Origin of the sequence: Geobacillus sp. GHH01 (assembly GCF_000336445.1) — a bacterium.
GTDB lineage: Bacteria > Bacillota > Bacilli > Bacillales > Anoxybacillaceae > Geobacillus > Geobacillus zalihae.
The window spans coordinates 1,946,848-1,961,723 of record NC_020210.1 but is presented as its reverse complement, the minus strand read 5'-3'; the positions used below and the strand labels follow the sequence as shown (position 1 = coordinate 1,961,723).

The following is a 14,876-nucleotide window of genomic DNA, read 5'->3' as shown; positions in this document are numbered from 1 at the left end:
TTTTATGATCTTCCCGTTTTTGTGGATGTTGAGTACTTCATTTAAGGATATGAGTGAGGTATTTATATTTCCCCCTAAACCATTTGGGAAAGAAATACATTGGGAAAACTATCTTAGAATTTTTGATCGCTTTCCTTTTGATCTATTTTTTCTAAACAGTCTTAAGATAACAGTTATTGTAGTTATCGGTCAACTGATTACGAGTTCAATGGCTGGGTATGTATTTGCACGTCTTAAGTTTCGTTATCGCGATATAATATTTGGGTTATATCTTGCAACTATGATGGTTCCAAGTCAAGTTACTATGATTCCCACGTTCATCTTGATGCGCTACTATGGATTGGTCGATACTCATGCCTCATTGATTTTACCGGGGCTTGTTTCGGCTTTTGGAACTTTTCTAATGCGCCAATTTTTCCTTACTATTCCATCAGCCTTGGAAGATGCTGCTAAGATAGACGGTTGCACACCATTTGGGATATATTGGAGGATATTCTTGCCGCTATCTAAACCTGCTCTTGCTACTTTAGGAGTCTTTGTCTTTATGGGAACATGGAATGATTTTCTTGGGCCTCTTGTTTTTATTAATTCTTTGGAGAAAATGACATTACCGTTAGGCTTGGCATCTATGCAAGGGATGTATTCTACTGACTGGCCTGTATTAATGGCTGGGACTGTGCTTAGTTTATTACCCGTTATAGTGATTTTTCTATTGGCCCAAGACTTCTTTATTCGCGGTATAACGTTATCAGGATTGAAAGACTAATTTGATTTTAATAATAAAAAATGGAGGATGAGGGGCATGAAACAAAAGGTGAATAATAACATTAACATTAAAATTACTGAAGGGTTTTGGAGTAGATATGTAGATGTTGTTAGAAAAGAAGTTGTACCGTATCAGTGGGAGGCATTGAATGATCTTATCCCTAGTGCTGAACCAAGCCATGCGATTGAGAACTTTCGCATTGCCGCAGGGGAATCGGATGGAGAGTTTTACGGGATGGTTTTTCAAGACAGCGATGTAGGGAAATGGCTCGAAGCGGTCGCGTATTTACTCGAGGAAAAGCGTGACCCGGAATTGGAAGCACTCGCCGATGACGTGATTGAGCTGCTCAGCCGCGCCCAGCAGCCGGACGGTTATCTCAACACGTATTATACGGTTAAGGAGCCTGGAAAGCGATGGACAAACTTGCGGGACAATCATGAACTGTATTGTGCCGGTCATTTGATTGAAGCAGCGGTCGCTTATTTCCGGGCCACAGGCAAACGGCGCTTTTTGGATATCATGTGCAAGTATGCCGATTATATCGGCACGGTATTCGGCCGGGGAGAGGGTCAAATTCCGGGATATGACGGACATCAGGAGATTGAGTTGGCGCTGTTGAAACTGTATGAAGTGACGGGAAATGAGAGCTATCTTAAACTGAGTCAATATTTTATTGACCAGCGCGGACAGCAGCCTCACTACTTTGATTGGGAGAAAAAAGCAAGAGGAGAAACCAAACCGTTTTGGTTTCATGATGATTACCGCTACCACCAAGCTCACATTCCAGTCAGGGAACAAAAACAAGCCGTTGGGCATGCGGTGCGGGCGCTCTATATGTATACCGCCATGGCGGGACTGGCGGCGAAAACGGGAGACGAATCGTTGAAGCAAGCATGCCAAACGTTGTGGGAAAACGTAACGAAACGGCAAATGTATATCACGGGCGGCGTCGGCTCGAGCGCGTTTGGTGAATCGTTCACATTTGATTTTGACTTGCCGAATGACACGGCCTATGCGGAGACGTGCGCATCGATCGCCTTAGTATTTTGGGCGCGCCGCATGCTCGAGTTGGAGACGGATGGGAAATACGCGGATGTAATGGAACGGGCATTATACAATGGAACCATTAGCGGCATGGATTTGGACGGCAAGAAGTTTTTTTACGTCAATCCACTCGAAGTGTGGCCGAAGGCATGCGAACGCCATGACAAGCGCCATGTGAAACCGGTGCGGCAAAAATGGTTCAGTTGTGCGTGCTGCCCGCCGAACTTGGCCCGTCTCATCGCGTCGATTGGCCATTATATTTATTCGCAAACATCAGACGCCTTGTTCGTCCACCTTTATGTCGGCAGCGACATTCGGACGGAACTCGGTGGACGGTCGGTCGAAATCGTGCAAGAGACGAACTATCCTTGGGATGGAACGGTTCGATTGACGGTTTTGCCGGAATCCGCTGGGGAATTTACGATTGGCTTGCGCATTCCAGGATGGTGTCGGGGAGCAACATTAACGATCAATGGAGAAAAAGTAGACATGGTTCCACTGATCCAAAAAGGGTATGCTTATATCAAACGGATATGGAAAAAAGGGGATCAAGTGGAGCTTGTTTTCCCGATGCCAGTTGAACGGATCAAGGCTCATCCTCAAGTGCGCGCCAATGCCGGGAAAGTCGCGTTGCAGCGCGGGCCGATTGTGTATTGCCTGGAAGAAGTTGATAATGGGCCAAATTTAGCGAATCTGTTCCTCCCGCGCGATGCCCATCTGGAAGCGCACTTTGAGCCGGACTTGCTAGAAGGGGTTGTAGTGATCACCGGAACCGCCGAGCGAATGGATGAATCAGCATGGAATGATGAGTTGTATCGGCCGATTGACCCCCAAACCTATCAAGTTCCGTTCCGTGCGATTCCTTATTATGCCTGGTGCAACCGAGGAGAAGGGGAGATGACGGTGTGGGTGAATGAGAAGTAAATTCCGTTGATGAAAGAGGGCTGGCTCAAAACGTGAGTGTGTTTTGACTCAGCCCTTGATCCGCTACAAATGATAGGCGTCCTAGTACATGGACGTGGGCTGTTTTTTGAGAGAAATCCAACTTTTGGGGGAGTTGACCAAAATGGCGGCAATAACATTCATGCCCAGTCCGGATGCAAAGATGATCGGTCGGTCGTTGCTTGATAGTCGCTATTTACGTAAGCGTGGGGCCAATGTTTATTGTTAGGTAATAAAGGGGACAGAGAATGTAGATGGGGAAAAGCCACGAGTGTTGATTATCTAAAACTTAGACATGGTCCTTCCATACATTTGAGCATACTCAAATAAAGCAATGGTGCCCTTGGATATTTCCAATCGAGCGGAATTTGCTTGAAGGAAAATGGAAAATGGAAGAAGTGGAGGAAAGATGGTGCTTCGTTCGTTTGCTTGTTTGACCATAAAGCCGTCTCAACAACAGATATGTGATGAAAATGTCAAACAATTGATTATATACTACGTTTTCGGTTGTACCAAATAATGTTGGGACATTGAGATATTGCTTCATACAACGAAAAAAACACCTCAACGATCCAACTCCCTTGATCCGTATCGGTAATGATTTCGGCAGATAAGTTCAAAATGTTCATCACAACACGAATGTCATGACCACTTGCATCTTGAAAGATCACGTACCCGATGACGCTTGACAGAACGGCATTGTTTCGTTCCTAGCTAACAAGTGAAATCATCTTGAATCGGTAATGATATGCATGGAAGGTGTTTCAGGCTTTTCTTTAACGGATCTCTACATTGTCCTTCACACGAATGAAAAACAGTTGGCGCCGCCCGATAAATTCGCCGATGCATTCTGAAATACGTCCGGCCTTCTACTAGTACCTGTTGGGGGTTCGTCAGTTGTTCCCCCATAGGAACATCGTGGCATAACTCAATCGTTTCCACAACGTCCGTCGGAGATGATGATTCTGGTGAATAAGCCACGTACAGCTTTGTTCCGGTGCGTTCATCGTGATACAGGGTTTATGGAAGGAGTCTTTCCCCAGCCATCATTTCGGGCGAATCCGCCACACACAGCGGCTAGGGAAACAAAGTGAACGGCGGGTTTGGCAGATATACTTGGAAACAATCAGAGCGAATAAAAGTTCGTGATGCCTTAGGGGACTTCTTTGGTTTTTTGGGTACGGCCCATACTTGATGAAAATGAAACAGTTTTGTTTTAGCCAATCTACGGTGAGGATCAAGGCAGCTAAAAACATGAAAAAACGGTGCCGGGGCTGCGAAGGGAGTACGGTTGTTACACAGAAAATGATGGCTAAACTTGTTGAACAAATTGATCCTTCAGCTTTTCGTTCCTGATGATGTTTATGAGAAAAGGGTCAGTATATGCATAAATTGTCCTTCTCTTCAGTACGGCACGACATGTGCTCATAGCGGGTATCTTGTCCACTATCAGGCAAAGTGGAAACAAGGAGTGTTGCCCGTTTCCGGCAAAGCCGAAATGGGGAAGAGAAAAATAGATTGGGAGTATAATAAAAAACAGAAAGGAAGAATCGCAGATGACCGCAAAAAAAGCAACCATGATCATCGAAAAAGACTTCAAAATCGCTGAAATCGACAAACGCATTTATGGCTCATTTATCGAGCACCTCGGCCGCGCGGTGTATGGAGGGATTTATGAGCCAGGCCATCCGCAGGCCGATGAAAACGGCTTTCGGCAAGATGTCATTGAAATGGTCAAAGAGTTACAAGTGCCCATTATACGATATCCGGGCGGGAATTTTGTGTCCGGTTACAACTGGGAAGATGGCGTTGGACCTAAAGAAAAGCGGCCGCGGCGGTTGGATTTGGCATGGCGGTCGGTGGAAACGAATGAAATCGGGTTGAATGAATTTATGGACTGGGCCAAGATGGTCGGAGCCGAAGTAAATATGGCTGTCAACTTAGGGACACGCGGCATTGATGCAGCACGCAACTTAGTCGAATACTGCAACCACCCATCGGGCTCGTATTACAGCGATTTGCGTATTTCCCATGGCTATAAAGAGCCCCATAAAATTAAAACGTGGTGCTTAGGCAATGAGATGGACGGCCCGTGGCAAATCGGCCACAAGACGGCGGTGGAGTATGGGCGGATTGCGTGTGAAGCCGCAAAAGTGATGAAGTGGGTCGATCCGACGATTGAACTCGTTGCCTGCGGCAGTTCGAATCGGAATATGCCGACGTTTGCGGAATGGGAAGCGACGGTTCTTGATCATACGTATGAGCATGTCGATTATATTTCTCTCCATCAATACTACGGGAACCGAGACAATGATACGGCCAATTATTTGGCGCTATCGCTGGAAATGGATGATTTTATCCGTTCGGTTGTGGCGATTGCCGATTATGTGAAGGCGAAAAAACGAAGCAAGAAGACGATCCATCTTTCGTTTGATGAGTGGAATGTATGGTACCACTCAAATGAGGCGGATAAGCAAATTGAGCCGTGGACTGTTGCGCCGCCTCTGTTGGAAGATATTTATAACCTTGAAGATGCGCTTCTTGTCGGCTGCATGCTCATTACGCTCATGAAACATGCGGACCGGGTGAAAATCGCTTGTTTGGCCCAACTAGTCAACGTCATTGCACCGATTATGACGGAAAAGAACGGTCCGGCTTGGAAACAAACGATTTATTATCCGTTTATGCACGCCTCTGTGTATGGAAGAGGAGTGGCGTTGCATCCGGTGGTTTCCAGCCCGAAATACGACAGCAAAGACTTCACCGATGTGCCATACTTAGAATCGATTGCGGTTTACAATGAAGAAAAAGAAGAAGTGACGATTTTTGCCGTCAACCGTGATATGGACGATGCGTTGCTGCTCGAATGCGATGTTCGCAGTTTTGAAGACTATCGCGTCATTGAGCATATCGTTTTGGAGCATGAAAACGTGAAACAAACGAATTCGGCGCAGTCGTCCCCGGTTGTTCCGCATCGCAACGGCGACGCTCAGATGTCCGATGGAAAAGTATCGGCGACGTTGCCGAAGTTGTCGTGGAACGTCATCCGTTTAGGAAAATGATAAGGAAATGAAGGCTGGTCTGATGGCCAGCCTCTCCCTTTGAAAACGGGAAGGAGAGACGAAACATGGGGCGTAAAGTTCGCTTTGGTATTATGAGTACAGCGGCCATTGCCAAATACGTGATGATTCCCGCCATTCGTCGGGCGGATTACGCTGAAGTCGTGGCCATTGCGAGTGAGAGCGGGAAAGCTAAACAAGCGGCGAAGGAGCTCGGTATTCCGAAAGCGTATGACAGCTATGACCAGCTGCTTGATGACCCGGACGTCGACGCAGTGTACATCCCGCTTCCAAACAGCCTGCACGCTGAATGGACGATCAAAGCGGCGAAGAAGAAAAAGCACGTGCTTTGTGAAAAACCTGCCGCTTTATGCGCAGAAGATGTCCGGCGCATGATCGAGGTGTGCGAGGAAAATGGCGTTTTATTTATGGAAGCGTTCATGTACCAATTCCACCCGCAGCACGAGCGGGTGAAGCAACTTCTAGCTGCTGGCGAGATCGGCGATGTCAAGTACATGCGCACCCATTTCTCGTTTTACCTGGAAGACCGGGAGACGAATATTCGCATGAACGATGAGCTTGGCGGGGGAAGTCTGTTCGATGTCGGCTGTTATTGTGTGCACTCGACAAGACACATCCTTGGCGCCGAACCTATTGAACTATTTGTTCAGTCCCATTTTGATTCACACCATTCGGTCGATTTGACGACGAACGGTTGGATGAGGATGGAAAACGGTGTTCTTGCGCAGTTCACGTGCAGCTTCGATATGTTCTTCAAAAATGAGTACGAAATCATCGGCACGAAAGGAAACATTGTTGTTTCTCGGGCGTATCGACCGGATGTGGATGATGGAGAGGGACGGATTACGGTCGCAACGGCTGATGGGAACGTACGCGAGGAAACGGTGTCAGGCGATCAATACGCGCTGCAAATCGAGCACTTTTCACGCGCCGTTCTCGAAGGAACGCCGCTGTTGTATTCCCCGGAGCGCATGATCCAACAAGCACGGGCGCTTGATGCTTGCCGCACATCGATGAAAACGGGAGCGATTGTACGGTTATGAAGGAAGGAGAATCGAGATGAACATTACATACGAAAAGTGGTCCGAATGGAATGGAAACGACGTGTTCTTATTCACCTTGACAAACGACCGCGGCATGGGACTGTCGGCGACAAACTACGGCTGCATCGTGACGGACCTCCGCGTTCCCGACCGGAACGGCAACATCGAAAACGTCGTGCTCGGGTTTGGACGATTTGAACCGTATGTTGAGAACGCCCCTTATTTCGGCGCCGTGATCGGCCGGGTGGCGGGGCGCATTCGTGGAGCGAGCTTCGAACTTGATGGAATCACATATCAACTGGCGAAAAACGAACACAACAACCATCTGCACGGCGGTTCGAACGGATTCCACCGCGTGCTGTGGCAGGCCGAGCCCGTCCAGCGCGACGATGCAGTGGGCGTCGTCTTTTCGTACACGAGCCCGGACGGGGAGGAAGGGTACCCGGGAACGGTTCATGTTCAAGTGGAATATTGGCTCAACAATGACAACGAATGGACCGTCACGTACCGGGCTCGTTCGGACAAAACAACTTTGCTCAATTTGACGAACCATACGTATTTTAACCTAAGCGGCAACGGCAAGCGCGATATATTGGACCACACGCTGACAATCCAAAGCTCGCGTGTGCTGGAATTGAATGAGGAGCTGATTCCGACAGGCCGCGTCTTGGATGTCGCCGGCACGCCGTTTGACTTGCGGCAAGGAAAGGCGATCTGGGAGGCGGTCGAATCCGGGCATCCGCAAATTGAACTCGTTGGCGGGGGTTATGACCATCCGTTTTGGCTCGATCGGCATCATGACAAAGAGATTGTGCTTTCCGACCCGAAGAGCGGGCGAGTGTTGACGGTGGAGACGGACGAAGTCGGCGTGGTGGTGTATACATCGAACCAGTTGCCGGAAGGGTTGGATCTAGGCGGCGTGCCGTCGCGGAAATATTTAGGCATCTGCCTGGAAACACAAGGACTGCCGGATGCGGTTCATCATCCGCAGTTTCCGTCGATCGTATTGCCGGCTGGCAAAGAGCGAGCATCAACGACGGTCTACCGGTTTGGTGTGCGGACGTCATAGACGGATAGGAGGCGGATGACTCTTGATGGAGGAAATCGAAGGGGTGTTGATCGATCTTGACGGGACGATATGGAGAGGAAATGAACTAATTCCCCATGCGAATGAGGCGGTTGCCTACCTCCGTTCTCTTGGAAAACGAATCGTGTTCGTCAGTAACCGGGGCAATTGGTCGCGGCGCATGTGCCATGAACGGCTTGGACGGTTTGGAATTGCGGCCGGGGAGGAAGACATCATTTTATCCTCAACGGTAACAGCCCAATTTTTGCGGAAACATTATCCGCTTTGCCAAGTTTGGACGTTAGGCGACGAAGGATTGCGTGAAGAGCTGCAGCATCACCAGGTGCCGTTGGCACCGGCTCCGGAAGACGCGGATTTTCTCATCATCACGCTGCATGAAACGATGACGTATCGCGATTTGGATTTGGCATTTCGTGCTGTCCATCATGGGGCGCGAATCATTGCGACCAACATCGATAAAACATTTCCGAGTGAACATGGAAATGCCATTGATGTCGCCGGGATGGTCGGGGCGATTGAAGCGGCGGCGAGCCGAAAAGTGGAACTTGTGTTAGGGAAGCCTTCTTGCTTTATGGTCGAAACCGCTTTGCGCCAGCTGAAGGTGCCTCCTAACCGCTGTCTCGTCATTGGTGACAGCGTGGAATCGGATATTCGCATGGGGAGAATGTACGGTATGAAAACCGCTCTTGTGCTGACAGGAAATACGAAGCGCAACGAATTAGAGGCATGGAGGGAAAAAGAACGGCCGGATTATGTGATGGATTCCATTTATGATATCGTGGGGCTCGGAAAGGAGATCGTGCAGTGAATTCAATAGAAGAAATCGTGCCATTGGTGAAACAATGCGATTGTGGCCACCGTCATTATGACATCCCGATCGAACAGATGGCGGTGGGATGTGACGCGTTTGAGCAGCTCGTTGCTTATTTGCGTCATAAGCGGTATGAGAAGGTGGCCGTGGTGGCCGATGAGCGGACGTTTGCCGCAGCAGGGGAGTCATTGTGTGATGAACTGGAAAACAAATCGATCCGCTATACAATATGCCTCGTGCAACCCGATCAAAATGGGGATGTCATCGCCGATGAACGTTCGATTGTGCAAGTGCTTCTGGAAACGCCCGACGATGTCGATGTTCTCATTGCGGCAGGAGCAGGGACGATTCATGACATTACCCGTTTTAGCAGCTATAAAATGAAGATTCCGTTCATTTCTGTCCCCACTGCCCCATCGGTGGACGGATTTACGTCAATGGGAGCTCCGCTCATCATTCGTGGGGTGAAAAAAACCATTCAAGCACAGGCGCCGGTCGCTGTGTTTGCTCATACGGATGTGTTATCCCGGGCTCCAAAAGAGATGATCGCCGCTGGATTTGGCGATATGGTGGCGAAGTATACGTCATTGGTCGACTGGCAGTTTGCCCACTGGATGGCCGATGAGCCCTATTGTCCATTTGTTCACCAGCTTACCGAACAATCTCTCAAAGCATGTGTCGACCATATTGATGACATTGCCGATGGCGGTGAACAAGGGATTCGTGTATTAATGAATGCGTTGCTGCAGTCGGGCATTGCGATGTTGCTCATGGGGCAATCGTACTCGGCATCGGGAGCGGAACACCATCTGTCCCACTACTGGGAAATGGAATTTTTGCGTCGGAACAAACGGCAAGTGCTGCACGGGGCGAAGGTTGGCGTAGCGACTCCGATGATCATTGAACACTATCAACGCGTCTTTTTGCCGTTATGGAACAAACTAGAAGAACGGCCGAAATCAATAGACGAAACTGCAAGGAAACGACTCAAAGCCAATGCGGCTTCTATTCAGAAACTGCTTGAATCCTTGCCCTCTCCAGGGCGCGTTCGAACTATGTTAGAGAAAGTAGGAGGGGCCGCTCTCCCGGAACAACTCGGCATCGATCTTCCGTTGGTTGAACGGAGTCTGCGGGAGGCTCATCGATTGCGTCCGAACCGCTTTACGATTCTCTACTTTTTAAATGAATGGGTTTTAGGAACATGATAGGGGGAATCAAAGTGGAAAAAGCTACAATAAGGGCAAATGTCAAGGATCGGTTTTGGAAACGATATATCGATGTCGTCCGGAACGAAGTCGTTCCTTACCAGTGGGAAGCGCTTAATGACCGCATCCTAGGCGCTGAACCAAGCCATGCAATCGAAAATTTCCGCATCGCCGCTGGCGAATCAGATGGAGAATTTTATGGGATGGTCTTTCAAGACAGCGATGTAGCGAAATGGCTCGAAGCGGTGGCGTATTTACTCGAGGAAAAGCGCGACTCGGAATTGGAAGCACTCGCGGATGACGTGATTGAGCTGCTTGGCCGCGCCCAGCAGCCGGACGGCTATCTCAACACGTATTATACGGTCAAGGAACCCGGTAAACGTTGGACCAACCTGCGGGACAACCATGAATTGTATTGCGCCGGCCATTTGATCGAAGCGGCAGTTGCTTATTTCCAGGCTACAGGCAAACGGCGCTTTTTAGACATTATGTGCAAATATGCCGACTATATCGGTACGGTATTCGGCCGCGGGGAAGGCCAAATTCCTGGATACGACGGACATCAGGAAATTGAGTTGGCGCTGTTGAAATTGTATGAGGCGACTGGAAACGAGAACTATTTAAAACTGAGCCAATATTTTATTGATCAGCGCGGGCAGCAACCTCATTACTTTGATCAGGAAAAAGAAGCAAGAGGGGAAACGAAGCCATTTTGGTATGACGGCGGGTATCGTTACCATCAGGCGCACATTCCGGTCAGGGAACAAAAACAAGCTGTTGGGCATGCGGTGCGGGCGCTCTATATGTATACCGCCATGGCTGGACTGGCGGCGAAAACGGGAGACGAATCGTTGAAACAAGCATGCCAAACGTTATGGGAAAACGTGACGAAACGGCAAATGTATATCACGGGCGGCGTCGGCTCGAGCGCTTTTGGCGAATCGTTTACGTTTGATTTTGATTTGCCGAATGATACGGTCTATGCCGAGACGTGCGCGTCAATTGCGTTAGTGTTTTGGGCCCGCCGCATGCTGGAACTGGAGATGGATGGGAAGTACGCGGATGTGATGGAACGGGCGCTATACAACGGAACGATCAGCGGCATGGATTTGGACGGCAAGAGATTCTTTTATGTCAACCCGCTCGAAGTGTGGCCGAAGGCATGTGAACGCCATGACAAACGCCATGTGAAACCGGTGCGGCAAAAATGGTTCAGCTGTGCGTGCTGCCCGCCGAACTTGGCCCGTCTCATCGCCTCGATCGGCCATTACATTTATTCACAAACATCGGATGCGTTGTTCGTCCACCTTTATGTCGGCAGCAACATTCAAACGGAAATAGGCGGTCGGTCAGTCGAGATCGTGCAGGAGACGAATTATCCTTGGGATGGAACGGTTCGATTGACGATTTCGCCGGAATCAGCCCAGGAATTTACACTTGGATTGCGCATTCCTGGATGGTGCCGGGGAGCGGAGGTAACGATCAATGGGGAAAACGTAGACATTGCGCCGCTGACCAAAAAAGGGTACGCTTATATCCGTCGAGTGTGGCGGCAAGGGGATGAAATGGTCCTTCACTTCTCGATGCCGGTCGAGCGGATTAAGGCTCATCCCCAAGTGCGTGCCAACGCTGGCAAGGTTGCGTTGCAGCGCGGGCCGATTGTGTATTGTTTGGAAGAAGTCGATAACGGACCGAATTTGGCAAATTTGTTCCTCCCGCGCGATGCCCAGTTGGAAGCGCACTTTGAGCCGGACTTACTGGAAGGGGTCGTGGTAATCACAGGCACCGCCGAGCGGGTCGATGAGTCGGCATGGAATGATGAGTTGTATCGGCCGATTGAACCCCGAACCTATCAAGTTCCGTTCCGTGCGATTCCTTATTATGCCTGGTGCAACCGTGGGGAAGGGGAGATGACGGTGTGGGTGAATGAGAAATAGACCTATCGATGTTGCTGGTCACCACATAGAATGCTGTGGAAATCAAGACGAATATGAAGTTGAATGAGCTGGTCGGATGGTTGATGAACCGTGCACGACCAGCTTTTTTGTTTTGACAATCTTTGTTTGTGTTCTATACAAATTATTTGGAAGCCACTATACTAGTAATTAAAGAGATTGGCTCTTCACCACAAAGTGTACTTGACAAAGAAAGACGATTATGATAAAGAAAATCAAAACAGCATTTTTCCTTTTTATACCACACATCTCTTTGAGCAACATTGCTATCATGTTTGTCTTTAAAAGTCAAGTACATCTTTTGGTGATGAACCAAGAGATTTGTCTTTCACATACTCTTTTCCGTTAGGAAGGGACATCGCCATGCTTAGCTACCTAAAAAAATGGAACACGTTGCGAAATCAGATATTGGTCGTATTCCTATTTGTCATGGTGATTGTGCTGTCTCTCGTCAGCATGATCACGCTCAAGCAAGTGTCCCTGTTGATTCGGAACAACGCTGAAAACCAAATCAAGCAGACAGCTATTGAAGCGAGCGGTCGGATTGATTCATTGTTTGAACAGTTGAATACAGCGACAAAGTTTGTGATGACCAATCAAGAAGTTCAACGATTATTTGAACGAATCCATGCGGGAGAGAAAGTGACGTTTCCAGAATTGCAAAAGTTAAAAAGTGTGGTTAATAATATCCAAGCCAACTCTGAGGGCATTTACTCTGTCGAGCTCTATACAGAAGATTTAAAGCAAGTGTTTCCCCTAGACAGTTCTATGAAGATGTTTCAGCGCCTCAGCGTCAAGTGGATTTATGAAGCAGATCGGGCGAAAGGCAGACTTGTATGGATCGGAGAAGATCCGCGAAACCCGCAATTTTATTTAGCGATACGGCGCATTACGTTGATGGAGCGTCATTTTGCCAACGGGGGATACTTGCTTGTGCGAATTTACAAGCCGTATTTCGCGATTACTGAGGTGAACACGGGGCAATACGTATTGGTTTCCGATCCGGAAGGAAAGGTTATTTTTTCAAATAATTCCAGCTTAACTGATGTATCTTCATTAAATCAACGGTCAGCAACGGTAATAAATCAAACCGAATACATGGTAACAAAGCAGTCTTCCAACAAAGGGTTCACCGTTTTCATATTAACGCCTGTCAGTGCCCTGACCAAGGGAGTGAACAGCATTCGGTTTGGGATCATTTTCGCTGGCATTATCGGGATGCTTGTTTACTTTTTATGTTCGCTGCTTCTCTCGACCATTATTACGCGGCCGATCGTTCAATTAACCAAAACGATGAGACTGGCGAATGAGCGGTTATTAACAGTTGATCCGAAAATGGTTACGGTCAATGAGATCAGGGAGCTGAATAGCACCTATAACCAATTGGTGAGAGAAACGAATCATTTGATCAAAATGGTGTATCAAAAAGAGATTGTTCGCAGCCAAAGTGAATTGAAAGCGCTTCAAGCGCAAATCAACCCTCATTTCTTGTACAACACGTTGGAGTCGCTGCGGTGGTCGTTAGAAGAGAAAGGGGAAGAAGAGTTGGCAGATGTCGTTGTGTCCATGTCAGAGCTGTTTCGCTACACCATCAGCCGAAATGTGAACGATGATTGGGTTACATTGAAAGAGGAATTTCGCCATATCGAAAATTATATGGACATTATCAAATTTCGGTTTGGCGATCGCATCAAGTGGCATTTGTCGCTGCCTGAGGAATGGGAAAATGTCAAAATCCCAAAACTGTTGATTCAACCGTTAGTCGAAAACGCGGTCGTGCATGGTTCGGAAAACCGGACAGCCCCTTGTACCATTACCGTGGCTGTCAAACCGGTTTCGGATCGTCATCTTGAGATCATGGTGGAAGATGATGGAGTTGGAATGGATGAAGAAAGGCTCGAGGCGGTGAAACAGGCTATGCATACAGGAGAAGCGAAAGGAAAAGGAATGGCATTGTATAATGTGAAAAAACGTCTCCAACTTTATTACAAGAAAGAAACGAGCGATGGCATAACGATTGACAGCCATAAAAACAAAGGCACAAAAGTCACGATTCGAATTCCCGTTAACGGAGGTGAAAAATGATGCATGAGAAGACCATTTTAGTTGTGGATGATGAGCCGAGGGCGAGGGAAGGGATGAAGCGGTTGTTGGAAAAATGGGCCTCCGGCAAACACCGAATCATAACGGCTGCCAACGGCCAAGAAGCGCTTGACATTTTGCGGCAAGAGCGGGTGCACGTGTTATTGACAGATATTCGGATGCCGGAAATTACCGGGCTTGATGTGTTAGAGGAAATGAGAGAAAAAGACGATTCTCCGGCAGTGATCCTCATTTCTGCTTACCCTGATTTCGATTATGCGCAAAAAGCCATCAGCCTTGGTGTATTAAACTATTTGTTGAAGCCGGTGAAAAAAAGCGAATTATTCGAAGCGGTAGAAAAAGCGATCCACGTTTCCGAACAAAGGGAACGGGAACGGGTAATGAAACAATTGGTTGACGATAAACTCATCGATGCCCTTGACCGTCACCCCCAAACTCGTGAACCGATTCGCGAGGCCATCCAATTTATTGATCGGCATCTAAAAGATGATATATCACTAAAAGAAGTGGCGGAGCACGTCCATTTGAATCCAAGCTATTTTAGCACGCTGTTTAAAGAACAAATGAAACTCACATTCAGCGAATATCTCACAAGAAGAAGAATGCAGCGAGCTAAAGAACTGTTGATGACGACTGATATGGCTGTATCAGAGATTGCGGAAGAGTGCGGTTACAAAACAGCGAAATATTTTATTCATTTGTTTAAGGAAATGGAGGGAAAGACTCCGAGCAGCTATCGAAAAAGTCAAAAAGAAAAGTAATCTAAAAATACTGGTACTTTTCCTAATGGTTGTTGCCTTTTTCCCCCTTCATGATGATGGTAGACTGTATTTGCAAGCA

The 14,876-nt window shown here is 48.0% G+C and carries 10 protein-coding genes and 1 pseudogene; 10 read left to right on the top strand and 1 reads right to left on the bottom strand.

Annotated elements, in window-relative coordinates; all coding sequences use genetic code 11:
- Window positions 1–4: 4 nt before the first annotated feature.
- Entirely contained in the window at window positions 5–766 is a 762-nt protein-coding gene (locus tag GHH_RS09615; protein WP_236612562.1) for a carbohydrate ABC transporter permease, read from the top strand.
- A 36-nt stretch (window positions 767–802) separates the two neighbouring features.
- Complete coding sequence (locus tag GHH_RS09610; RefSeq protein WP_015374992.1) at window positions 803–2,734, top strand: glycoside hydrolase family 127 protein; 1,932 nt, start codon at window positions 803–805, stop codon at window positions 2,732–2,734.
- Window positions 2,735–3,034: 300 nt separating this feature from the next.
- On the opposite strand, the pseudogene GHH_RS19525 reads toward GHH_RS09610, so the two are convergent.
- A pseudogene (locus GHH_RS19525) lies at window positions 3,035–3,891 on the bottom strand (transposase); the annotation flags it as partial.
- A 417-nt stretch (window positions 3,892–4,308) separates the two neighbouring features.
- Here GHH_RS19525 and GHH_RS09605 point away from each other — a divergent pair.
- The 8 genes from GHH_RS09605 (at window position 4,309) to GHH_RS09570 (ending at window position 14,797) form a co-directional block, all read left to right on the top strand.
- The gene (locus tag GHH_RS09605) at window positions 4,309–5,814 is read left to right on the top strand and encodes an alpha-N-arabinofuranosidase (protein ID WP_015374991.1); all 1,506 of its coding nucleotides are present in this window, start codon (window positions 4,309–4,311) and stop codon (window positions 5,812–5,814) included.
- A 65-nt stretch (window positions 5,815–5,879) separates the two neighbouring features.
- The gene (locus GHH_RS09600) at window positions 5,880–6,875 is read left to right on the top strand and encodes a Gfo/Idh/MocA family protein (RefSeq protein WP_015374990.1); all 996 of its coding nucleotides are present in this window, start codon (window positions 5,880–5,882) and stop codon (window positions 6,873–6,875) included.
- A 16-nt stretch (window positions 6,876–6,891) separates the two neighbouring features.
- Window positions 6,892–7,944, top strand: coding sequence for an aldose epimerase family protein (locus GHH_RS09595; protein ID WP_015374989.1), 1,053 nt, complete (start codon window positions 6,892–6,894; stop codon window positions 7,942–7,944).
- Window positions 7,945–7,969: 25 nt separating this feature from the next.
- Window positions 7,970–8,770: an HAD-IIA family hydrolase gene (locus GHH_RS09590; RefSeq protein WP_015374988.1), complete on the top strand. Its 801-nt coding sequence runs from the start codon at window positions 7,970–7,972 to the stop codon at window positions 8,768–8,770.
- Window positions 8,767–9,978, top strand: a complete 1,212-nt coding sequence (locus GHH_RS09585; protein ID WP_015374987.1) for a sn-glycerol-1-phosphate dehydrogenase — start codon at window positions 8,767–8,769, stop codon at window positions 9,976–9,978. The genes GHH_RS09590 and GHH_RS09585 overlap by 4 nt, the downstream gene beginning before the upstream one ends.
- Complete coding sequence (locus tag GHH_RS09580; RefSeq protein ID WP_201764074.1) at window positions 9,975–11,915, top strand: glycoside hydrolase family 127 protein; 1,941 nt, start codon at window positions 9,975–9,977, stop codon at window positions 11,913–11,915. Before GHH_RS09585 ends, GHH_RS09580 begins: the two co-directional genes overlap by 4 nt.
- Before the next feature lie 381 nt (window positions 11,916–12,296).
- Window positions 12,297–14,018 carry a sensor histidine kinase gene (locus tag GHH_RS09575; protein ID WP_015374985.1) on the top strand — a complete coding sequence of 574 codons (1,722 nt, stop codon included), beginning with the start codon at window positions 12,297–12,299 and terminating at the stop codon, window positions 14,016–14,018.
- Complete coding sequence (locus GHH_RS09570; protein WP_041470710.1) at window positions 14,018–14,797, top strand: response regulator; 780 nt, start codon at window positions 14,018–14,020, stop codon at window positions 14,795–14,797. Before GHH_RS09575 ends, GHH_RS09570 begins: the two co-directional genes overlap by 1 nt.
- Window positions 14,798–14,876: the final 79 nt, after the last annotated feature.